The organism is Staphylococcus xylosus, from assembly GCF_002732165.1.
GTDB lineage: Bacteria > Bacillota > Bacilli > Staphylococcales > Staphylococcaceae > Staphylococcus > Staphylococcus xylosus.
Window position 1 is genome coordinate 384,372 of the sequence record NZ_MRZO01000001.1, and the last position, 22,215, is coordinate 406,586.

Genomic DNA, 22,215 nt, shown 5'->3' on the forward strand with positions numbered 1-22,215 from the left:
TTTGTTAAAATATATAAGGATAAAGCATAGAAAATTACAATATAATAGGAGACTGGTTATGAATATAACGATAAAACAAGCAAAAGAATATATCGACCAAGAAGTTACAATAGGCGCTTGGTTAACAAACAAACGTTCAAGTGGTAAAATCGCATTCTTGCAATTAAGAGATGGGACTGGATTTATGCAAGGTGTTGTTGCGAAAGCTGCAGTTGATGAAGATACTTTCCAAAAAGCTAAAGAGATTACTCAAGAAAGCTCACTTTATATCACAGGTGTCATCAGTGAAGATAATCGTTCAGATATCGGTTATGAAATGCAAGTTACATCTATTGAAGTCATTTCAGAAGCTCATGATTATCCAATCACTCCAAAAAACCATGGCACAGAATTCTTGATGGATCACCGTCATTTATGGTTGCGTTCGAAAAAACAACACGCAGTTATGAAAATAAGAAATGAAATTATTCGTTCAACTTACGAATTCTTTAATGATAATGGTTTTACAAAAATTGATCCACCAATCTTAACGGCAAGTGCACCTGAGGGTACAAGCGAATTGTTCCATACAAAATATTTTGATCAAGATGCCTTTTTATCTCAAAGCGGTCAACTTTATATGGAAGCCGCAGCTATGGCACACGGTAGAGTATTTTCATTCGGACCAACATTCCGTGCTGAAAAATCAAAAACACGTCGCCATCTTATTGAATTTTGGATGATTGAGCCAGAAATGGCATTTTGCGAACATTTCCAAAGCTTAGAAATTCAAGAACAATACGTTACACACGTTGTTAAATCTGTTTTAAATAACTGTAAATTAGAATTAAACGCATTAGAACGTGATACTTCAAAATTAGAAAAAGTATCAACGCCGTTTCCACGTATCACATATGATGATGCTGTTGTATTCTTAAAAGAACAAGGCTTTGATGATATTGAATGGGGCGAAGATTTTGGGGCGCCGCATGAAACTGCAATTGCCAACCATTATGATTTACCTGTATTCATCACAAATTACCCAACAAAGATTAAACCATTCTACATGCAACCAAATCCTGAAAATGAAGACACTGTCTTATGTGCTGATTTAATCGCACCAGAAGGTTATGGTGAAATCATCGGAGGATCAGAACGTATTAACGATCTCGAACTACTTGAACAACGCTTAAGTGAATTTGAATTAGATGCTGAAAGTTATAGCTATTATTTAGATTTACGTCGTTACGGTAGTGTGCCTCATAGTGGATTTGGTTTAGGCTTAGAAAGAACTGTAGCTTGGTTATCAGGAGTAGATCATGTTCGTGAAACTGCTCCATTCCCACGTTTATTAAATCGTTTATATCCATAAGCATTATATATTTCAACATTCGTCCAGTCTAATATTTATGGCTGGACGTTTTTATAACGGAATTAATAAAAAGGAGGGCGCATATTTGAATAAAGAACAACTTAAAGTTAGACCGGTGATTATTAGACACGAACTACTAAATAACTATGATCAATTAGGTATAAATGAAACTGAATTAGTAATTTTAATTAAACTCATTTATGCCTCAGAAACATCTAACAAACAGCCTTCCATCGAATTATTGCAACAAGGTACATCTCTAGATTCCAGAGCAATTACTTCTGTCATTCAAAGTTTAATTCAAAGTGATTTGCTAGAACTTAAAGTAAATAAAGATGAAGAAGGAAAATTCACAGAATACATGAATCTGGATCCATTTTATAATAAATTAAGTGAAATCATGGAAAAAATGGAAGTTCAAAACGATGAAGAAAAATCTGAAGTAGATTTTAATACATTATTTCAACAAATTGAACAAGCTTTTGCACGGCCATTATCTCCGTTTGAAATGGAAACTTTAAATCAATGGTTAGATGTTGATAAACATGATTTAAGTGTGATTCAAGCAGCACTTGATGAAGCAACAAGTCAAAACAAATTAAGCTTTAAATACATGGATCGCATTCTACTCAATTGGAAGAAGAATAATGTCAAAACGATAGAAGACTCGAAAAAAATTAGTCGTCAATTTAATCAACCTAAAATGAAGCACACCGTAACAAAAGTACCCAAATTTGATTGGTTGAATGGAGAGAATCCAAATGATAAGTAACAAAAAAGCATTAAAAATGGTAAACGTTATTGCTGAGATGTTTCCAAATGCTGAATGTGAACTGAAGCATGATAATCCTTTCGAATTAACTATTGCAGTATTATTATCTGCTCAAACTACAGATATTTCTGTAAATAAATTAACAGATAAACTTTTCGAAAAGTACAAAACACCTGAGGATTATTTAAATGTAGATATTTCAGAATTAGAAAATGATATTCGCACAATTGGTTTATATAGAAACAAAGCTAAAAATATACAAAAATTATGTAAATCGCTTTTAGACAAATTTGATGGCGAAATTCCACAAACACATGGCGAACTAGAAAGTTTAGCAGGTGTCGGAAGAAAAACAGCAAATGTTGTCATGAGTGTTGCTTTTGGCGAGCCATCTCTAGCTGTTGATACTCATGTTGAACGTATTTCTAAACGCTTAGGTATTTGCAGATGGAAAGACAACGTTAGGCAAGTAGAAGATAAATTATGTAACGTAGTTCCCAGGGAGCGTTGGAATAAAACACATCATCAACTCATCTTTTTTGGACGTTATCATTGTCTAGCAAGAAGTCCTAAATGTGATGTCTGTCCTTTATTTGAAGAATGTAGAGAAGGGCAAAAGCGTTATAAAGCTAGTGTGAAAGAGGAGTAAATATAATGATTACAAAAGAGGATTTTACAAATTTAGAAGATCAACTTGATCATTTTGCAAAAGTAAAGCAACTAAAATCTAATGAAGCGAAAGCCTTACTAGATGATTACTTTGATTTAATCGAACAATATTTTAAACAAATAAATAATATTGATAAGCTTCAATTTCAAGACCTAGATCAATATCCTGTTGTTCCGATGAATTTTGAAGAGCGCTACAATTATATGATTGCTAGAAAATATCACTTTATGGGTTATAGTCAAATGAAAACCTTAAAGTCAGAACTCATTAAAATGAATGCATCTTATCAAATTCGTCGTAAAAATAAAAAATAGTTAATCTGCACGGTGTTCATTGGAAATGTTTAATTCCTTTGATAATACCGTGCCTTTTTTTATCTCAGCTAAGACAATAGTTAATCCATAACCAAGATAAAAAAACACACTCAACGCTATACTTAGCTTTGAGTGTGTTTAAAAGCTTAGACACGGGGGACGTAATATTGTTAAATAATATTGTTCCACCTTTGTCCTAAACTAATGATATTTAATTAAGTACTATCTTGCGGCACTTTGACCGTTTGTACTATTTGATGAACTACTAGTACTACTTGAACTATCACTGCTATTTGAACTTGATGAAGAACTGCTACCTCCACCTTGTCCTTGAGGTTTATTCGATGTTGTATTGTCATCTGGGCTACCCTTAACAGATAATGAGTCTTTCGAATCTCCACTTACTGAATCAGGTTTATTGAAGTCTTTACCATCTCTCGGTGAAATGTTATCCATAACATCTTCTAACAGATATTGTGGGTACTCTTGTTCTTCATGGCCAACAAAGGAGTTTGTACCACCTTGTTTAACTTCACTGAATCCCATCCATACAGACATACTGTATTTCGGTGTAAATCCGTTAATCCAAACATCTTTAGCGGCATTATCTGGTAAATTGTATTGTTGATAAGTTTCAGCACCATAAGTACCTGTACCAGTTTTTGCAGCTATGTTAACACCAGAAATATTATGTCCATAAGCTGAACCATAGGCTTCAAATGTACCTTTTAATACTTCTGCTAACATGTAAGAAGTTGAATCTTTCATTGCTTTTTTACTTGTGTGATCATATTCAATAGTTTCGCCATTTTGTTTTTCAACTTTTTTAATTGAATGGGCGTTATTGTATTCACCACCATTTGCAATTGCTGCAAAGGCAGAAGCTAATTGAGTAGGTGAGAATTCAGATGCCGAACCACCTAGTACTTCAGATGGGCCAATCTCTCCTTCATAATCAAGACCTACATTTTTAGCAAAGTCTTTAGGTGCATCGTTACCAGCATTTTCTTTAGTTGACTGCCATGCTTTAAGTGCTGGAATGTTGAAACTTTGACGAAGTGCATCATAAAGTTTAACTTTACCATGGCTTTCCGTATCATAGTTTCTGAAAGTAACACCATCTACTTGATATGATTCCTCATCTTGAATTGCATGGTTAGTTGCCCAAGACATGTTCTCAATTGCTGGACCATATGCTAAGAATGGTTTAAGTGATGAACCAGTTGGGTGTGCGTCAGTCGCTAAGTTTCTATCTACGATATCTTTATAATTTCTACCGCCTGATATAGCAACTAGGCTACCATTTTCACTATCTACAATAGAAGATCCTACTTGTTGATCATCATTTTTGTAATAACTACCGTTGTTAATACGGTCTTGTAATGTTTGTTGAACATTTTTATCCATATTAGTATAAATCTTAATACCACTATTTAATACAGATCCTAAATCTTGATCTTTAAATGCTTTGTTGTTCATAAGTTCAGATTTCACAAAGTTAATATATGAATCATATTCTGGGTTTGAGTTATCTTCACTTACCTCACGATCCTCAGAAGAACGTTGAACTAGATTGTCTTCAACAGAAGTATTTTGAGCTTTTTCTTTCTGTTCTTTTGTAATTCTATTATGGTATTCCATTAAATAAAGAACAGTGTTTTTACGTGATTCTGCTTCTTTTGGATGGTCGTAGATGTTATAAGTATTTGGCACCTGTGGTAAACCAGCGAGATAAGCAGATTCAGCTAGATTTAAATCTTTCAAATCTTTGTCGAAATAATATTTAGCAGCTGCTTTAACGCCATACACACCGTCAGAATAGTAGATTTTGTTTAAGTACATTTCGAATATTTCATCTTTACTGTACTCTTGTTCTAGTCTATAAGACAAGTATGCTTCTTGCGCTTTACGTGCAATTGATTTTTGATCAGTTAAAAATGAACGTTTAACAACTTGTTGTGTCAGTGTCGAAGCACCTTCGGCTCCAAAACCACCAGTTACGTTTTTAGCAACTGCACCAAACAAACGTTTATAGTCTAGTGCACCGTGATCATAGAAACGATTATCTTCGGTAGCTAATACCGCTTCTTTCATCGTTTTCGGTACTTCGTCTAAATTAACGTGTTCTCGTCGTTGTCCATTATCTAACGACTTAACCAAATCGCCATCTTTATCATAAATCTTTGCTGGAATAGGGTCTTGTAATTTTGATTCCGTAAATGCTGGTGCTTTCCAAGCATAATACGCAAATAACAAGATACCAATTAACGCTAAAACGATAAATGCAATAATTAGAAACCCAAATATCTTAATTATCGTTCGTTTTATATTCCTATTCTGTTTTTGTTCAGACTTTCCATTCTTACTGTTAGATTGGGAAGTCTTTTTTTTCTCCGTCATACGCGGTCCTCACTTTCATCTAATATCAACTTATCAACTGTTTTGAGATAATTCAATCGTGGTTGATACTGATAAGGAATATAGTAACCATTTTTTCTTATTTCTTCAACCGTTATCGACTTTTTAATTTCGTTAATGTGTCTTTCCCAAAACATTTTGAAATTAGAGTATGGAAGCAAATAAACTTCATCGAGCGATTTAAAGCGAATTAATAAAAAGACAATTCCATTTTGGTTATAACAGGCATCCATATGTTTTACTTGATGATCATGCATATTATTTAAAGGAAAAGAGGTTTTATTTTTCGTTTCTTTCGCTTCAAAGTCTAGATATCGGCCATTATAAATACCGTTATAGTCGGTAGTCGACGGCGTTCTGAAATAAGCCTCATTAATAACAGCTTTACTTCTCATTGGATAGTGAACATTTACTATTTGAACTGGCGTAGGTTTCTTATGTATTACAGCCATACCATGATTCAAATAATACGTATTCGACAACTCTATATCGTTTTCTAGCGACATACCTCTGCCACCATAGTCAATTTTACTAGTTTGCCCCCGATGAGTTCGTCCGTCTTGAGACTTATTTCCATTAAATGGCTTTCCATTTGGGTAATTCATTTATTTTTCACCACTTTAGTTTGGAAATAAAAAACTTGCTTCATTATACATGAGTAAAGCAATTTTTCCCAACTATGAAATTTGAACCAATGTATTTACAAATACATCACATACATTTTAACGTGCTTTGCCCAATTAAACAATATTTGAAACAAAATATTATAATATTATAAGGTAAATGTGAGACGACTCTTTAAAAAATGACTGAAAATCAATTTTATGGTAAATTTGAAGTGTAGGGGGAAGTCTCAATGCAACAAATTGTTACACAACTATTAAATGATGTTTTGTTAATGCAAAAAAGGTATGAGTCCGTGAAAGCATCAGGAGAAGACTACGATTTTTATTCAACGGTTGTACCGTTCACCACTGAGATAGACCAACGCTTAAATACACTTTTAAACCGAGAATCACAAATCCTTCAATTACAGTATATGAACAAAAAAAAGTTTGATCTTTTAATTTCAAATATAGAGTCACTTTCAGTTGAATGCCATTTTAAACGTACAAGCCGTAAATTATTCACAGAAAAATTAAAAGCTGTACAATACGATTTAAGTTATATTCAAAGAAATGAGTTTTGTTTATGATAAAAACGATTTATGTTACTGGTTACAAATCCTTTGAACTCAACATATTCAAAGATGATGCACCAGAGGTTAACTATTTAAAAAAATTTATCGAACATAAATTAAATCAGTTGATTGAAGAAGGGTTAGAATGGGTATTAATACAAGGACAGATGGGTATAGAATTATGGACAGCAGAAGTGGTTCTTGAATTAAAGTCGAACCATCCTGATTTGAAATTAGGTGTGATAACACCATTTTATGGACATAGTGAAAGGTGGAACGAACAGAATCAAGCTAAGTATAATAACATTACGCAAAAAGCAGATTACGTTGATAGCGTGTTCCACGCTCCATATGAAGGCCCACATCAGTTTAAACAAACGGATCAGTTCATGCTAGACCATACTGATTTGACACTTTTAATTTACGATGAAGAGCAAGAAGCTAGTCCTAAGTTCTTTAAGCGCATGTTAGTTGATTTTATGGAAAAAACAAATTATACTTGTGATATTGTGACGTTCGATGAATTGACTGAGTTCATTAACGACTTACAGTGGTCTCAAGAACAAAGTTTTGAATGAGGTGGAAAAAATGTCAGATGTTTCATTAAAATTATCAGCAAAAGATATTTATGAAAAAGATTTTGAAAAAACTATGACTCGTGGCTATAGAAGAGAAGAAGTAGATGCCTTCTTAGACGATATTATAGCGGATTATCAAAAAATGGCAGATTTAGATAATGAAGTTGTTAAACTTTCAGAAGAAAACAATAAACTAAAAAAAGAATTAGAAGAGTTACGTTTACGTGTTGCTACATCGAGACCACAAGAAAATAAAAATTTCTCTTCAAACAGTAATGCAACTACTAAAAGCAATACTAATAACAACAATAACAATGTTGATATTTTAAAACGAATATCTAACCTTGAAAAAGCAGTTTTCGGAAAATAACATATACGCGCATTGAGCTGATGAAATGTTATTAGCGTAGATTTCATATCATCTACATAGAGATAAGTTTTGATTTTTTCAAAACTTATCTTATTTTATTTGTTTAACAACCAAAATAATGATATACTTCTTGGGATGGTGTTTCGGGTAATCGCTATAGCGATATAGAGGAAAGTCCATGCTCACACAATCTGAGATGATTGTAGTGTTCGTGCTTGATGAAACAATAAGTCAAGGCATTAAGTTGACGGCAATGAAATAACCTAAGTCTTTGGATACGGTTAGAATAGTTTGAAAGTGCCACAGTGACGTAGCTTTTATAGAAATATAAAAGGTGGAACGCGGTAAACCCCTCGAGTGAGCAATCCAAATTAGGTAGGAGCACTTATTTAGCGGAATTCAACGTATATTTAAGGCATACTTTTGATAGTATGCAGACAGATGGTTACCACCAGCGTACGAGTGTTTCTAGTACACGCTAGCAGTACAACGGTACAAAACATGGCTTACAGAAATATCATCACTAGACCCAAGCTCTCCCAATATAGGAGAGCTTTTTTAATTGATTAAAATGAATTGAAATAATCATCGATTCACTTTAGAACTTGATGAAATGTCATATCTATTTAAAATAACTTTTGATAAAATAAAATAAAATCTTTAATAAGAAGGAGCAAAACAATGTATCAATTATTAGCTGTATGTCCAATGGGATTAGAAGCAGTTGTAGCCAAAGAAATTCAAGAATTGGGTTATGAAACAACTGTCGAAAATGGCAAAATCTTCTTTGAAGGTGATGAAACCGCAATTGTTAAATGTAACTTATGGTTACGCACTGCCGACAGAATCAAAATAGTAGTTGGACAATTTAAAGCTACAACTTTTGATGAACTATTTGAAAAAACAAAAGCATTACCTTGGGAAACCTTGATTGAACAAAGTGGAAACTTCCCTGTACAAGGCCGTAGTGTTAAATCAACATTATATAGTGTGCCTGACTGTCAAGCCATCGTTAAGAAAGCAATTGTAGAGCGCTTAAAACACGCTTATCAAGAACGTGGGTGGTTAAGTGAAAATGGAGCAAAGTATCCAGTTGAAGTTGCTATTTTAAAAGATATTGCGCTATTAACGATTGATACTTCTGGTTCAGGTTTAAATAAACGTGGTTATCGTTTAGCACAAGGTGAAGCTCCAATTAAAGAAACGCTTGCAGCAAGTTTAATTCGTCTAGCTAACTGGACTGGCGACACGCCTTTAATCGATCCATTTTGTGGGTCTGGAACAATTGCAATTGAAGCTTGTTTAATTGCTCAAAACATCGCACCTGGTTTCAACCGTGATTTTGTATCAGAAAAATGGGATATTATGCCAGATAATTTATATGACGAAATGAGAGACGAAGCCGATCAACAAGCAAATTATGATCGGGAACTGGAAATATATGCCTATGATATAGATCCAGAAATGATTGAAATTGCGCGTAGAAACGCTGAAGAAGTTGGTCTCGCTGATATTATTCAATTTAATGTTAAAGACGTTAACACCTTAAATTTAGATAATGAAAAACCATACGCTTTAATTGGTAATCCACCATACGGTGAACGTATAGGGGATAGAGATAAAGTAGAAGAAATGTATCGTTATATTGGATCACTTATGGAAAGACATCCACAAATATCAACTTACGTTCTTACAAGCAATACTGAATTCGAGTTTTTAGTTAATAAGAAAGCAACAAAACGTAGAAAATTATTTAATGGTTATATTGAATGTACTTATTATCAATACTGGGGAGACAAAAAACCTCGCAAGTAAATTCTTCTCGTGTCTTGACCATTAGAAAGAGGTGTTACAATTGAATACAGAATTTAAAAAAGGAATTTTCTTTGCATTTGGAGCATATTTCTTATGGGGTATACTACCCATTTATTGGGGATTAATTAACGATATAGGGGCATTTGAAATATTATCATTTCGAATTGTACTTTCAATGATTTTCATGTTATTTATCGTTATTCTCACCAAAAATACCGAGCCGTTCAAACGAGATATTCAACGACTATTCACGAACCCAATACAACTTATTGCGATTATTGCAGCCGGATATGTGATAACTATTAATTGGGGAACATTCATTTGGGCCGTTACAAACGGACACGTACTACAATCCAGTTTAGGTTACTACATAAATCCTCTTGTAAGTATTTTACTTGCATTAATATTTTTAAAAGAGCGATTTAACAAACTAGAATGGATTGCCATAGGGCTTGCCGTTGTAGGTGTGTTATACATGACATTGAAAATAGGGGTCTTTCCTGGTATTTCTTTATTATTAGCAGGTTCATTTGGAATCTATGGATTAATTAAAAAGCTTATTCCAATAGATGCTATAAGTAGTATAACTATCGAGTGTATTGTAACAGCGCCTGCTGGATTTATCTATTTATGGTATATATGGCACCACGGTGGTCTTACATTTGGTATGAACGTTTCTTCTTTTTGGTTGCTATTCTCAGGAGCTGTTACAGCGGTTCCACTTATATTGTTCTCAGCCGGTGCAAGACGCATACCATTATCTTTAACTGGCTTCATACAATATATCGGCCCAACTTTAATGTTCTTGATTGGCATCTTCCTATTCAAAGAACCCTTTGATTTAGATCAACTCATTACATTTATTTTTATTTGGATCGGTATTATAATTTATAGCATTTCACAATATGTAAAAATCAAAAAAGATAAAAACCCAGTGATCAATTAAACAGACTATAATAATGTCTCTAGCGCAAGGACAACATATTACATTTATGTGTGTAAACCGTCCTTGAACTAGGGTTTTTATTTTATCCAAATTATAATTCAAAAATTTGATTATCTTATTTTCACGTTTATTTAACAAAAAATAGGATAACTATAATATTGTGAGTGTAAACATAAGAAGTGAATTATTTTGTCCAATTAATTATACTATACATACCACTATAAAATAATAAGAGAAAATAAGGTCTCGTTTAATAACTAAATTGAATAGGAGTGATTAGATGACAAGAGTATTGATACTAGGAGCTAATGGTGCGATTTCTAAAGCAGCTATCAACTCATTTTTAGAAAATACAACATATACCTTAAGATTATTTTTAAGAGACGCAAATAGATTACCGGATTTCGCCTCAGACCGTATACGAGTCCGTGAAGGTGACGCCACAAATTTAGATGATGTTACTAATGCAATGGAAGATGTTGATATCGTTTTCGCCTCATTATCAGGGGATTTAGATAAAGAGGCGAAAACAATTGTCGACGCCATGAAAGCAAATAAAGTGAAACGACTTGTATTTGTTACATCACTCGGTATATACAATGAAATTCCAGGTGAATTTGGCACATGGGTAAAAACTCAAATTAGTGATTCATTACCAGTCTACAAAAAGGCCGCAGACATAATTGAACAATCCGACCTTGATTATACAATTTTGAGACCAGCTTGGTTAACTGATATAAACGAAATTGATTATGAGATCACTAAAAAAGATCAACCATTTAAAGGTACTGAAGTATCTAGAAAAAGTGTAGCTGCAGTAGCAGTGCAAATTGCCAAAAATCCAGAGCTTTATTTAAATGAAAATATTGGCATAAATAAGCCAAATACAAATTTTGATAAACCTAGATGGAAATAATTGATTTAAAATCAGCATTTTAAAAGCCAGTCCGAGACGTAAATAGTCGTCTCGGACTGGCTTTTGTAAATATAGAGTAATTGGATCATTGGCTAAAACAAATCAATTACAAAGAATGGCTAAATATGGAAGAGACAGTTTAACGAAAATTATTTCTGGTGTGCACTATCATTAAGCTTTAAACTTTGAATTTTGTAAAAAAATATTAAAGAGCTATAACAACTTTAATTAAATGATAGTATTTTCAATTTTATAGCAACTTATTTTAAAATACTTACTTTAGACAAGTAACGATTTGTTATACAATAAGTAGTAATTACATATAAGTAATAAAGGGGATACGAAACATGTCTAATACTGAGCAACTCGATATTTTATATAAATTAAAAAAAGAAGTAGAAAAATCTAAAAACGGTAGATTAGTCCACATTATCAATCAAGTAATTAAGAAAGTGTTTTTGCAACAATACACTGCTACTTTTGTAGGGCATTTTTCAGCAGGAAAATCTACATTAATCAATTTACTACTAGAAGAAACAATATTACCAAGTTCTCCCGTTCCTACAACTAGTAATACCGCAATTGTCTCTGTCGCAGATCAACCAGGAATTATTGCAAATCTCAGTAATAAACAATATACATTATTAAATAATTACGATGATGTAAAAAAAATGAATCGCGAAAATTTCGATGTGGAATCTGTAGAAATTAAATTTCCGTCTGATAAATTCCGCAAAGGATTCACATTACAAGATACACCTGGAGTCGACTCCAATGTATCTAGCCACCAATCTAGTACAGAAGAGTTTATGTATACGAGCAATGTACTCTTCTATACAGTAGATTATAATCACGTTCAATCTGCTTTAAATTTTCAATTTATGAAACAACTGAATCAAGCAGGTGTGCCAGTAGTGTTTGTAATTAACCAAATTGATAAGCATAATGAAGACGAAATTAGTTTCGACACATTTAAATCGCGTGTTGAAAAGTCTATAGCAGAATGGGAAATCGATTTAGATAAAACTTTTTATGTATCTAAATTTAGTCATACACATAATGAAATTGAAGCACTTTCAAAATATCTCGTAGAAAAAGATAAAAATCGTGAAACAATTGAGGATTATGTTAACCGAATCGTAAAATTCATCACAGAAGAACAGTTATCATATATTAATTATGAAATCCAAGACCTTTTAGATAAACTAGATATTTTCGAGGCGGATTTTGAACAAGCTTATATCAATTTCAAGCAACATCAGCAGGTTAGCGAAGAAGCAAAGCTATTAAATAACCCCAATGAGTTGTATGAATTTTTAAAACAAAAAAGAAAAGCAATCATTGATAATGCTTATATAATGACTCATGACACAAGAGAAACGATTCGAATATATTTAGAAAGCCGTACTAAAGACTTTACAGTTGGTGGACTGTTTAATAAAAAGAAAAAAACACAAGAGGCACAACAACGTAGATTAAATCAGGCACTCGCGCAATTACAAGAAAAAGCTAACCAAGAGATCAGACAACCACTTAGAGAAGATATGTCATTTTTAACTCGTTTTATAAATGATTCTGAAATAAATGAAGCTATATTAAATCAGCATTATGAAATTCCAGAATCGTTAATAACTGATTTATATCAAACACAGATTACTATTAGTAATCAGTATGTATTAACATTTTGTGATGATTTGATGAAGTCACTTAAACAGTATATTGGCAAAACATCAGACCCATTGTTCAAAAAAGCTATCAATCATGCAGAAGCAAATGATATTGGGATAGAGCAAGAAGATGACTATAATGATTATGAAAAATTTATGGAAATGCGTAATCTAAGAGAATCACTTCAGACACAAAATTACTTACATTATTACATCCATATCGATGACTCACTCGATAAACTTATAGATCGAAAGGAAATCACATATACACCGAAAGAAAATAAAGTAAAAGCTGTTAATCATTCAAAATCAGAAACATCTGCAGAACCAAACCAAGAGGACAAGACACAAAATATTAAACATGCGCTTGAAATCATTCAGGATGTCCCGTTGTTCGAGCAGAGCAAACAAAACATAGATGACACACTTGCACGACTAGATAACAAAATAGTCAAAATAGGTGTATTCGGAACATTTAGTGCAGGTAAAAGTAGTTTAATTAATGCTTTGTTAGGCGATAATTATTTAGTGAGTTCGCCGAATCCTACAACGGCCGCTATGACAGAATTAACATACGGGCACGATAGCCAAATTACTTTAAAATCAGCCGCACAACTTTTAGAAGAAATAAACCAAGTTTTTGAAGTGGAAAATATAACATTTGATAGTATCGAGGCGCTTTTAAATAAAAATACAAATAAATTAAAAGCATCATTAGAAAAAAATAAGTTAGCTTTCGTAAACGCTGTAGAAAAACACTATGACATGTATCAAGACATGTTAAAAGAAGGTTTAATACACACAATAGACCAAGATGAAATTAAAAAATGGAGCGCAGAAGACGAGTATGCTACATTTGTTAATACTGTTCATTTAAAATTACCTGTAGATTGGTTGAAAGATAAAATTATAGTAGATTCACTTGGACTCCATTCTAATAATCAGCGTCATACTAATGAAACTGAAAAAGTATTAACATCAGCTGATTTAATTTTGTATGTAAGTTATTTTAACCATTCATTTACAGATAACGATAAACGCTTTATTGAACATATGAAAGCAATGAACCAATTAAACGAAAATCAAGCATTTAAAATGATAATTAATGCAACAGATTTAGCAGAAACAGAGGAAGATTTAAATGCAGTTATTGAATACGTAGGGGATGCTTTAACCCAAGTTAATATGGATTCAGATATCTTCGCTGTTTCAAGTAGAGAAGCATTAAAAACAAACGACATAGGTATCGATAGACTTAAAAAGAGTATTGAACATTTTGTTCAAGTTGAATCCAAAAACATTCTGCAAAAACAAATGTTGGGTCAACTTAACCATATTTCTGAAGCATATGAACAAATGATTGAAGCATTTCATAATGATAAAGCAGAAATCACCCAACGCAATCAGAAGTTAAAAAGTTATGCTAAAGCAACAATTTTCAAAAACAATCTTCTTCAAATCGCTGAACAACGCACATCAAACGAAGTAGATGACCAGATTTATCATTTAAATGAACGATTAAAATTACAATTATTAGATGAAGTAAAATCAATCTATAACGGGCAAATGACTAAAAACTCGAATTTCAATGAGGAAAAACGTCAATCAACAAAATTATACTTAGATCAAATTCATCAACGATTATATCTGGAGCAATCATTGCTTGTACAACGTATTAAAAAATATTTCCATGAACAATTACACACTGAAATCGCACCATTAAAACAAAAGTTACAGCAGTTGCACGTGTTTATTGAACCTGAATTTGATAAAAATGAAATTGAGTTAGATAATCCTTACTTAAAAATCGATTTAACGCATATGATTGACGCGTTACCAAAATCACTTTCCAAAAAGAATATTTTACAACCTAAAACACAAAGTACAATTCAAGAACAAATCACACAAGAAACAATTAATTTATTAGCACCTTGTATTGCTAATTTAAGAAAAGCAGTTAACGAAACAGTTGTACAAATGCAAAGTAATGCCGAAGATAAATTTAACCAATTTGAAAATGATGCACATAGTCAAATTAAGGAACTTTTATCTTTTGAAGTAGACGATGCATTTATTCAACAACTACAAGAAACAAATGAAAATTTAAAACCATATATGTAATTAGAGGAAGAGGTACTTTTATGTCCAAAAAAATATTATTAATTGATGGCATGGCTTTACTATTTCGCCATTTCTTTGCCACAAGTCTTCATAAACAATTTATGAGAAACTCTTCAGGAACACCAACAAATGGTGTTCAAGGGTTTGTACGCCATGTCTTCACTGCAATAAATGAAATTCAACCAACACATGTAGCTGTATGCTGGGATATGGGTAAATCTACTTTTAGAAACGATATGTTTGATGGTTACAAACAAAATCGCCCTGCACCACCTGATGAACTGATACCACAATTCGATTACGTTAAAGAAGTCTCTAACCAATTTGGTTTTGTTAATATTGGAGTCCAAAATTTTGAAGCAGATGATGTCATTGGTACACTAGCAGAAGCCTATTCTGAACAAAACCAAATCTATATCGTGACAGGGGATAGAGATATTTTACAATGTATTAATCCAAATGTTGAGATTTGGCTAACTAAAAAGGGGTTTAATATATACAATCGCTACACATTAAATAGATTCCAAAGTGAATATGGTTTGAACCCATCGCAACTTGTAGACGTGAAAGCATTTATGGGGGACACTGCGGACGGATATTCTGGCGTGAAAGGTATCGGAGAAAAAACAGCAATCAAATTAATTCAAAACCATGGCTCAGTTGAATCTGTTATTGCTGCTTTAGACCAGTTAACCCCTGGTCAACGTAATAAAATAGAAGCCGATATGGACAATCTTAAACTTTCAAAAAACTTGGCTAAAATCCATACTGAAGTTCCCTTAAACACGAGTGACTTATTGGATGATATGGCATTTGGTACTGAAATAACAAAAGTATTAAATATATGTAAGGAACATGAATTATATGTATCTGGTAAATATCTAGCTACTCATTTTAGCTAACTCAAATACATGAAACTAAGACTAATAAACAATAAATAGAGCGGGCACATGAAATCAAAGTGAAAACTTTAAACTCATATGTCCGCTCTTTTCATTTTTAATAATTTACTAGTAGAGAACTTACTTTTTATTTTGCTTTGTTATTTTATAAAGTTCATTTTTAGCATGATGATTCGCTTCTTTGTTTTGGTTTCTAGGTACCCATCTTACAAAAAATAATTCGAAATGCTGTTCTAACTCTAACATCTTATCGTAATAAAGTTTGAATTTTTCATTTTTAACACTACCTTTATGAATACTATCTTCGATAAGTTTCGAATCTGTATACACTAAAGCTGTAGATATATCATGTTTAACAGCACATTCCAAAGCAAATATTAAAGATGCCCATTCAGCACTATGATTATCCATAACACCTAAATCTTTTGTATAGTGAAAACGTTCATTATCAATTGCTAACACGACCGCACATGCGCTTATGCCAGGATTACCAGCTGTAGCAGCATCAAAGTAAATTTTCGCCATAATTTCCACCTTTATCTATCAATATATGTTTATTTTATCAAACCAAGGACATATATACTATTTACTCGGCATTTAAATATTTGTGAAATTAAATGATATAGCTTATACTTTTAATTATTCCTACTAATAGAGTCGGATTTGAAAGGCGTTGATATATTTGAAAAATATGTTTATTATACACGGTTATCAAGCTACTACTGAAAGTCATTGGTTTGAGTGGTTAACTACCGAAATGAAGCGTTTTGGTTACTCTACGGAAATCGTATATTTACCGAATACAAACCATCCCGTTTTAGATGAATGGATCACAGCTATACAAAATAGTTTAGAAAATAAGCTAAATTCAGAAAGCATCATCGTTGCACATAGTTTAGGTGTCATAACTATACTTGATTATCTATCTAACCTAAAACACACTCCGAATATTAAAGGTCTATTTCTTATTTCTGGGTTTAATGAGCAATTAATAAATTTACCAGAACTTGATTGCTATATATCACAAACCCAGATTGATTATCGTAAGATTAATGCACAACACATCGTAACGATTGCCGGTAGCCATGACCCTATTGTTAATATTGAAGCAACCGACAGATTATCTCACGAATTGAACACAGAAACATTACGTGTATCACATAAAGGGCATTTCCTTGATAGCGATGGATATAAAACATTTGAGTTTCTAAAAAATCAAATCACTCATTCATTAAATAATAAAAACTCTAGAATTGGTAGTTAACCAATCCTAGAGTTTTTTAGTAACCTTCATCTAGTTTATTTATTTTACCCTTACGGTACATTGATTTAGCCCAATAACCAAAAGGAACGTTAAATATTGTTGATATTACTTTCAATAGGTAAGTAGTTATAAAAATCTCGAAAACTGCGGCATTTGGCATAGAACCAATAAATGCAATTGATACAAATAATGCAGTATCAATAATATTACTGATAATTGTACTACCATATGCTCTAATAATAAACGTTTTATCTGAACTAAAAAGTTTTTTTATTAAAGTAAATAGTAATACGTCTAAATGTTGGCCGATAATGTAAGCAATCACAGACCCCAATGCGATTCTAGGAACAAGGTTAAAGATACTTTCTAATGCTTGTTGTGAACTATCAATTGGCGATGGTGTGAAATGTAAAGACAATTGCATAACAATAATCATAACCAATGTAGAACTAAAACCTATCCAAACTGCACGTTTTGCAACTTTCCTACCATAAATATCATTTAATATGTCTGTCGCAAGATAGATAGAAGCGAACATGACATTACCCAAAGTTGCAGAAATCGTAAATATATCTACAGTTTTAATCACTTGAATATTTGCAATAATGGTACCTATTGCTATCCAAGCAATCAGACCATGTTTACCAAATAATCTATACATGGCTACTAATAAAAGAAACGTTACTAAAAATGTTACTACTCCAAATATTTCATTAAACAATTTATTTGCCTCCTAAATTTTGTTGATGCGGGTGTTTAGAAACCGCATATTAAACAACTAAATAATTCTATCAAATAAGACAAAAAATACAAGTACCTCAGATAAAATCATTGGTATAAGCTGATAAAAATTATGCATAAATTTTAAGATTAAACAAACATTGTTACAAATGATATAATGACTCTAAGTGTCAAAACCTTGTAAATTAAATGTATTTATTAGGGACATTTTATTTATAGAATAACAGGAGAGTGACGAGTATTCTAACTTATTCTGAAAAAGAAGCAATTGAAGCAATAGATCATCTAATGAATACGTATTGCAATAAATGCTTACTTAAACATCACATTAATAAAACCCAAGGAAAAACACATGCCCACCATTTTTGCATATCAGAATGTTCGGTAGGGAAAGAAATTAAACAATTAGGCAATGAGCTGCAATAATTAGGAGGAATTTTAAATGGAAATCGTAGAGGTATCACAAACACCAAACCCAAACACAATGAAAATCGTTTTACAATTATCAGGTGAAGACTATAAACCTAACACTTATACTTCTGTAAAAGATGGTCAACCTGATTTTATCAACGCAATACTTGAATTAGAAGGCATTAAGTCTATTTTTCAGGCCATGAATTTCATATCTGTAGATAAGAATTCCGATTCCAATTGGGACGACTTATTACCAAGAGTAACCGAAACATTGGAACATATTTAATAAGGAGGTTCTAAAAATGGAAATCGTACGTGTTGAACCAACGCCAAGTCCTAATACGATGAAAATTGTATTAAATGATAAGAGAAAAGATAACAAATCAAATACGTATAATACTATCCAAGATGACCAACCTAATTTTATCAATGACGTATTAGCCATAGAAGGTATTAAATCTATATTTTATGTTATGGATTTTCTTGCAATAGATAAAAAGCCAAAATACGACTGGGAGTCATTATTACCTAAAGTCACAGCTACATTAAATAATGATGTTGTAGAAATAGAAGACCCTATGCCAGATGAGCATTTTGGAGAAGTTAAGGCTGAAGTTTTAAAATTTAAAGGTATACCTTATCAAGTAAAACTAACAAATAATTCAGAAGAAAAACGCAAGCAATTACCAGAAATTTATATAGATAGCATGCTTGCAGCACAGAAAGACGACGATAATATCGTTTTTCAACGCAAATGGGAAGATTTAGGAGTTCGTTACGGTGAACTTGATGAAATTATGTCAGAAGTTTTCGAAGAGATATTAGCAGTTTATCCCCATGACAAATTAGAAACACTCGTACAAGATGCATTAAACACAGATGTAGTAATTCCTGAAAAGCATTACCAGCATGTGACACTTGAAACTTATCAGGCTACAGAAGATTGGAAAGAACGCTTAAGAATGTTGAAAGCTTTTCCAACACCAACAGAACAAGATTTCCCGTTATTAGGAGATGCTGTTAGTGAAGAAGAGAAAACACCTTTAAGACGTGAGGCTATCGTCTTACTTGGCATGGTAGAAGATACGGCTGTACTGCCATATCTATTCAAGGGTTTACACGATAAGAGCCCCGCAGTAAGACGAACTGCAGGTGACTGTTTAAGTGATTTAGGATTTAAACAAGCCTTACCCGAGATGGAAAAAGCATTAGACGACCCACAAAAAATTGTTAGATGGCGAGCAGCAATGTTCATCTTTGATGAAGGTGGCAAAGAGCAATTAGAATCTCTACATGCACATGTGAACGATCCAGCATATGAAGTAAAACTTCAAATCGAAATGGCGATTGAAAGAATTGAAAATGGGGATCAAGCTCTAGGCTCAGTTTGGAAGCAAATTGCTAACAGAAATAAAGTATAATTGTTAGAATATTTATTATAAGATTTTAAGGAGTGTTTGAAATGAATGCATATGAAGCATATATGAACGAACTGGCTACACAAATGCGTAGCGAATTAACTGGGCGTGATTTTGAAAGTTTAGAAACTTCAGATGATGTGACAAACTATATGAACAACGTTTCACCAGACGACACTACATTCGTTGTAATCAATTCAACGTGTGGATGTGCAGCTGGTTTAGCTAGACCAGCTGCTGTAACCGTTGTAGAGCAAAATGAACAAAAACCAACAAATAAAGTAACTGTTTTTGCTGGTCAAGATAAAGAAGCTACTGAGACGATGCGAAATTACATTCAACAAGTACCATCAAGCCCATCGTATGCATTGTTTAAAGGACAAGAACTGAAACACTTTATTCCTCGTGAACACATTGAAGGTAGAGATATTCAAGATATATGCATGGATATCAAAGATGCCTTTGATGAGCACTGTTAAAGTAGCCAAAATATATTTTATCTTAAGTAAGTTAACTAATATAAATGCGAAGCGGTAAAATAATTTTATACAGTTTCAAATAAACACTAATAAAACAAATTGAAATGCCAACTTACTACATATCTATTTTCAATCTTGAGATATGTCTAAGTTGGCATTTATTTTTAAAAAATAATGCGACTTTTATAACGTTTACACTGAAATGTTGTATAATTTACCTAACATGCAATATTTTTACACAATCTTTTTTACACAATCTATAGTAAATTCTTTTATTTGTTGCTAATATCCAATAAGATTAAATAAAAATATAATTGAAAGGAGTGTGCTATTATGCTAAATAGTTTTGATCAATCTTACCATAATATGTGCGAAGAAATTCTTGAGATAGGAAAGCAAAAAAATGATCGTACAAATACAGGTACAATTTCTAAATTTGGACATCAACTCAGATTTGATTTATCAAAAGGGTTTCCTTTACTAACAACAAAAAAAGTTTCATTCAAATTAATAGCTACTGAATTATTGTGGTTTATTAAAGGGGATACAAACATCAAATATTTACTTCAATACAACAATAATATTTGGAATGAATGGGCTTTCGAAAATTACGTGAATTCATCAGATTATCACGGACCAGACATGACCAATTTTGGCCATAAAGCACAAACTGACGAAGCTTTTAATGCAATTTATAAAGAAGAAATGCAGAAATTCAAGCAACAAATTTTAAATGATAATGATTTCGCCTCAAAATACGGGGATTTAGGTAATGTTTATGGTAAACAATGGCGTGATTGGGAAGATAAACAAGGTAATCATTTCGATCAGTTAAAAACAGTAATTGATCAAATTAAAAATAACCCTAATTCTCGTAGGCATATTATTTCTGCATGGAATCCGACTGAAATTGATACAATGGCTTTGCCGCCATGTCATACAATGTTCCAATTTTATGTTCAAGACGGAAAATTGAGTTGTCAATTATATCAGAGAAGTGCGGATATATTCTTAGGTGTGCCATTTAACATTGCTAGTTATAGTTTGTTAACTCACTTAATAGCTAAAGAATGTGGTTTAGAAGTGGGCGAATTTGTGCATACTTTTGGTGATGCCCATATTTACTCAAATCATATCGATGCAATAGAAACACAATTATCACGTGAAAGTTTCGATCCACCTAAACTTAAAATTAATTCTGACGCTTCAATTTTTGATATAGATTATGAAGATTTAGAAATTGTAGATTATGAATCTCACCCTGCTATTAAAGCACCGATTGCAGTTTAAAAATAAGCTATTATTTAAATTAATAAACCTTTTACTATATAATTAAAACCACGAAATTTATAGATGCTTATTTATAATTTCACTATTAGGAGGAAAATTATGACACTATCAATACTAGTAGCTCATGACCAACAGCGTGTCATCGGGGTAAATAATCAATTACCTTGGCACTTACCTAGTGATTTGAAACATGTAAAAGCTTTAACCACGGGCAATACGCTAGTCATGGGCCGTGCAACATTCGATTCTATTGGGAAGCCGCTTCCTAATAGACGTAATGTTGTTTTAACAAGGAATAAATCATTCCATCATGAAGGTGTAGATGTCATACATTCAATGGAAGATATTTATAACTTACCAGGGCATGTATTCATTTTTGGTGGTCAATCTCTTTTTGAAGAAATGATTGATAAAGTTGATGATATGTATATCACTGTGATAGAGGATAAATATAATGGCGATACATTTTTCCCGCCATATACTTTTAAAGATTGGGAAGTTGAATCATCTGTTAAGGGGAAAATTGATGAAAAGAACACAATTCCTCACACTTTTTTACACTTGACGCGTAAGGAAACTTCATAGGAGG

The 22,215-nt window shown here is 32.4% G+C and carries 23 protein-coding genes and 1 other RNA gene; 20 read left to right on the forward strand and 4 right to left on the reverse strand.

Annotated features, from left to right (window positions below; all coding sequences use genetic code 11):
• The first annotated feature begins 58 nt into the window (after nt 1-58).
• From asnS to BTM19_RS01940, 4 genes are all read left to right on the forward strand, one after another.
• Nucleotides 59-1,351, forward strand: a complete 1,293-nt coding sequence (gene asnS / locus BTM19_RS01925; RefSeq protein ID WP_029377266.1) for an asparagine--tRNA ligase — start codon at nt 59-61, stop codon at nt 1,349-1,351.
• An 85-nt stretch (nt 1,352-1,436) separates the two neighbouring features.
• Complete coding sequence (locus tag BTM19_RS01930) at nt 1,437-2,123, forward strand: DnaD domain-containing protein (RefSeq protein WP_029377267.1); 687 nt, start codon at nt 1,437-1,439, stop codon at nt 2,121-2,123.
• A complete protein-coding gene (gene nth / locus BTM19_RS01935) occupies nt 2,113-2,772 on the forward strand; it encodes an endonuclease III (RefSeq protein ID WP_029377268.1) in 660 nt (219 codons plus the stop codon). Before BTM19_RS01930 ends, nth begins: the two co-directional genes overlap by 11 nt.
• Nucleotides 2,773-2,777: 5 nt before the next feature.
• A complete protein-coding gene (locus tag BTM19_RS01940; RefSeq protein WP_029377269.1) occupies nt 2,778-3,107 on the forward strand; it encodes a YpoC family protein in 330 nt (109 codons plus the stop codon).
• A gap of 222 nt (nt 3,108-3,329) precedes the next feature.
• Here the strand turns inward: BTM19_RS01940 and BTM19_RS01945 are convergent, their stop codons facing one another.
• Together BTM19_RS01945 and recU are read right to left on the reverse strand one after the other, a co-directional pair.
• On the reverse strand, nt 3,330-5,507 hold the full coding sequence (locus tag BTM19_RS01945; RefSeq protein WP_029377270.1) for a transglycosylase domain-containing protein: 2,178 nt from the start codon (nt 5,505-5,507) through the stop codon (nt 3,330-3,332).
• Nucleotides 5,504-6,130: a Holliday junction resolvase RecU gene (gene recU, locus BTM19_RS01950; protein ID WP_029377271.1), complete on the reverse strand. Its 627-nt coding sequence runs from the start codon at nt 6,128-6,130 to the stop codon at nt 5,504-5,506. The genes BTM19_RS01945 and recU overlap by 4 nt, the downstream gene beginning before the upstream one ends.
• A 251-nt stretch (nt 6,131-6,381) precedes the next feature.
• Here recU and BTM19_RS01955 point away from each other — a divergent pair, with 251 nt between their 5' ends.
• The 9 genes from BTM19_RS01955 to BTM19_RS01995 all read left to right on the forward strand — a co-directional run bounded on the left by BTM19_RS01955 (nt 6,382) and on the right by BTM19_RS01995 (nt 16,020).
• On the forward strand, nt 6,382-6,720 hold the full coding sequence (locus tag BTM19_RS01955) for a DUF1798 family protein (protein WP_029377272.1): 339 nt from the start codon (nt 6,382-6,384) through the stop codon (nt 6,718-6,720).
• The gene (locus tag BTM19_RS01960; RefSeq protein WP_029377273.1) at nt 6,717-7,283 is read left to right on the forward strand and encodes an SLOG family protein; all 567 of its coding nucleotides are present in this window, start codon (nt 6,717-6,719) and stop codon (nt 7,281-7,283) included. Before BTM19_RS01955 ends, BTM19_RS01960 begins: the two co-directional genes overlap by 4 nt.
• Before the next feature lie 10 nt (nt 7,284-7,293).
• The gene (gpsB, locus tag BTM19_RS01965; RefSeq protein ID WP_029377274.1) at nt 7,294-7,653 is read left to right on the forward strand and encodes a cell division regulator GpsB; all 360 of its coding nucleotides are present in this window, start codon (nt 7,294-7,296) and stop codon (nt 7,651-7,653) included.
• 139 nt (nt 7,654-7,792) lie between these two features.
• Nucleotides 7,793-8,167: RNase P RNA component class B (gene rnpB / locus BTM19_RS01970), an RNA gene on the forward strand.
• 167 nt (nt 8,168-8,334) lie between these two features.
• Nucleotides 8,335-9,468, forward strand: a complete 1,134-nt coding sequence (locus BTM19_RS01975) for a THUMP domain-containing class I SAM-dependent RNA methyltransferase (protein WP_029377275.1) — start codon at nt 8,335-8,337, stop codon at nt 9,466-9,468.
• Nucleotides 9,469-9,508: 40 nt separating this feature from the next.
• On the forward strand, nt 9,509-10,414 hold the full coding sequence (gene rarD, locus BTM19_RS01980) for an EamA family transporter RarD (RefSeq protein WP_029377276.1): 906 nt from the start codon (nt 9,509-9,511) through the stop codon (nt 10,412-10,414).
• Between the two features lie 280 nt (nt 10,415-10,694).
• Nucleotides 10,695-11,330, forward strand: coding sequence for an SDR family oxidoreductase (locus BTM19_RS01985; protein ID WP_029377277.1), 636 nt, complete (start codon nt 10,695-10,697; stop codon nt 11,328-11,330).
• A 347-nt stretch (nt 11,331-11,677) separates the two neighbouring features.
• Complete coding sequence (locus BTM19_RS01990; protein WP_029377278.1) at nt 11,678-15,118, forward strand: dynamin family protein; 3,441 nt, start codon at nt 11,678-11,680, stop codon at nt 15,116-15,118.
• A gap of 20 nt (nt 15,119-15,138) precedes the next feature.
• A complete protein-coding gene (locus BTM19_RS01995; RefSeq protein ID WP_029377279.1) occupies nt 15,139-16,020 on the forward strand; it encodes a 5'-3' exonuclease in 882 nt (293 codons plus the stop codon).
• A 120-nt stretch (nt 16,021-16,140) separates the two neighbouring features.
• On the opposite strand, the gene BTM19_RS02000 is transcribed toward BTM19_RS01995, so the two are convergent.
• Nucleotides 16,141-16,545: a ribonuclease HI family protein gene (locus BTM19_RS02000; RefSeq protein WP_029377280.1), complete on the reverse strand. Its 405-nt coding sequence runs from the start codon at nt 16,543-16,545 to the stop codon at nt 16,141-16,143.
• Nucleotides 16,546-16,711: 166 nt separating this feature from the next.
• On the opposite strand from BTM19_RS02000, the gene BTM19_RS02005 reads away from it, so the two are divergent.
• Nucleotides 16,712-17,284 carry an RBBP9/YdeN family alpha/beta hydrolase gene (locus BTM19_RS02005; RefSeq protein ID WP_306810317.1) on the forward strand — a complete coding sequence of 191 codons (573 nt, stop codon included), beginning with the start codon at nt 16,712-16,714 and terminating at the stop codon, nt 17,282-17,284.
• Nucleotides 17,285-17,300: 16 nt separating this feature from the next.
• Here BTM19_RS02005 and BTM19_RS02010 read toward each other — a convergent pair whose 3' ends face one another.
• Nucleotides 17,301-18,005, reverse strand: a complete 705-nt coding sequence (locus BTM19_RS02010) for a queuosine precursor transporter (RefSeq protein ID WP_029377282.1) — start codon at nt 18,003-18,005, stop codon at nt 17,301-17,303.
• 251 nt (nt 18,006-18,256) lie between these two features.
• On the opposite strand from BTM19_RS02010, the gene BTM19_RS02015 reads away from it, so the two are divergent.
• The 6 genes from BTM19_RS02015 to BTM19_RS02040 all read left to right on the forward strand — a co-directional run bounded on the left by BTM19_RS02015 (nt 18,257) and on the right by BTM19_RS02040 (nt 22,211).
• Nucleotides 18,257-18,451, forward strand: coding sequence for a zinc-finger domain-containing protein (locus BTM19_RS02015; RefSeq protein WP_029377283.1), 195 nt, complete (start codon nt 18,257-18,259; stop codon nt 18,449-18,451).
• A gap of 16 nt (nt 18,452-18,467) precedes the next feature.
• Nucleotides 18,468-18,725, forward strand: coding sequence for a NifU N-terminal domain-containing protein (locus BTM19_RS02020; protein ID WP_029377284.1), 258 nt, complete (start codon nt 18,468-18,470; stop codon nt 18,723-18,725).
• A 16-nt stretch (nt 18,726-18,741) separates the two neighbouring features.
• Complete coding sequence (locus tag BTM19_RS02025) at nt 18,742-19,860, forward strand: conserved virulence factor C family protein (protein WP_029377285.1); 1,119 nt, start codon at nt 18,742-18,744, stop codon at nt 19,858-19,860.
• 41 nt (nt 19,861-19,901) lie between these two features.
• A complete protein-coding gene (gene brxA / locus BTM19_RS02030; protein WP_029377286.1) occupies nt 19,902-20,336 on the forward strand; it encodes a bacilliredoxin BrxA in 435 nt (144 codons plus the stop codon).
• Nucleotides 20,337-20,669: 333 nt separating this feature from the next.
• Nucleotides 20,670-21,626, forward strand: coding sequence for a thymidylate synthase (locus tag BTM19_RS02035; protein WP_029377287.1), 957 nt, complete (start codon nt 20,670-20,672; stop codon nt 21,624-21,626).
• A 99-nt stretch (nt 21,627-21,725) separates the two neighbouring features.
• Complete coding sequence (locus tag BTM19_RS02040; RefSeq protein ID WP_029377288.1) at nt 21,726-22,211, forward strand: dihydrofolate reductase; 486 nt, start codon at nt 21,726-21,728, stop codon at nt 22,209-22,211.
• Nucleotides 22,212-22,215 lie beyond the last annotated feature (4 nt).

Coding starts and splice junctions, on each gene's coding strand:
- BTM19_RS02040 (WP_029377288.1), top strand. CDS start 21,726: ATGACACTATCAATACTAGTAGCTCATGACCAACAGCGTGTCATCGGG.
- BTM19_RS01955 (WP_029377272.1), top strand. CDS start 6,382: ATGCAACAAATTGTTACACAACTATTAAATGATGTTTTGTTAATGCAA.
- BTM19_RS02005 (WP_306810317.1), top strand. CDS start 16,712: ATGTTTATTATACACGGTTATCAAGCTACTACTGAAAGTCATTGGTTT.
- gpsB (WP_029377274.1), top strand. CDS start 7,294: ATGTCAGATGTTTCATTAAAATTATCAGCAAAAGATATTTATGAAAAA.
- BTM19_RS01945 (WP_029377270.1), bottom strand. CDS start 5,507: ATGACGGAGAAAAAAAAGACTTCCCAATCTAACAGTAAGAATGGAAAG.
- BTM19_RS01975 (WP_029377275.1), top strand. CDS start 8,335: ATGTATCAATTATTAGCTGTATGTCCAATGGGATTAGAAGCAGTTGTA.
- BTM19_RS01960 (WP_029377273.1), top strand. CDS start 6,717: ATGATAAAAACGATTTATGTTACTGGTTACAAATCCTTTGAACTCAAC.
- nth (WP_029377268.1), top strand. CDS start 2,113: ATGATAAGTAACAAAAAAGCATTAAAAATGGTAAACGTTATTGCTGAG.
- BTM19_RS02025 (WP_029377285.1), top strand. CDS start 18,742: ATGGAAATCGTACGTGTTGAACCAACGCCAAGTCCTAATACGATGAAA.
- recU (WP_029377271.1), bottom strand. CDS start 6,130: ATGAATTACCCAAATGGAAAGCCATTTAATGGAAATAAGTCTCAAGAC.
- BTM19_RS02000 (WP_029377280.1), bottom strand. CDS start 16,545: ATGGCGAAAATTTACTTTGATGCTGCTACAGCTGGTAATCCTGGCATA.
- BTM19_RS01940 (WP_029377269.1), top strand. CDS start 2,778: ATGATTACAAAAGAGGATTTTACAAATTTAGAAGATCAACTTGATCAT.
- BTM19_RS01990 (WP_029377278.1), top strand. CDS start 11,678: ATGTCTAATACTGAGCAACTCGATATTTTATATAAATTAAAAAAAGAA.
- brxA (WP_029377286.1), top strand. CDS start 19,902: ATGAATGCATATGAAGCATATATGAACGAACTGGCTACACAAATGCGT.
- asnS (WP_029377266.1), top strand. CDS start 59: ATGAATATAACGATAAAACAAGCAAAAGAATATATCGACCAAGAAGTT.
- BTM19_RS02020 (WP_029377284.1), top strand. CDS start 18,468: ATGGAAATCGTAGAGGTATCACAAACACCAAACCCAAACACAATGAAA.
- BTM19_RS01985 (WP_029377277.1), top strand. CDS start 10,695: ATGACAAGAGTATTGATACTAGGAGCTAATGGTGCGATTTCTAAAGCA.
- BTM19_RS02035 (WP_029377287.1), top strand. CDS start 20,670: ATGCTAAATAGTTTTGATCAATCTTACCATAATATGTGCGAAGAAATT.
- BTM19_RS01995 (WP_029377279.1), top strand. CDS start 15,139: ATGTCCAAAAAAATATTATTAATTGATGGCATGGCTTTACTATTTCGC.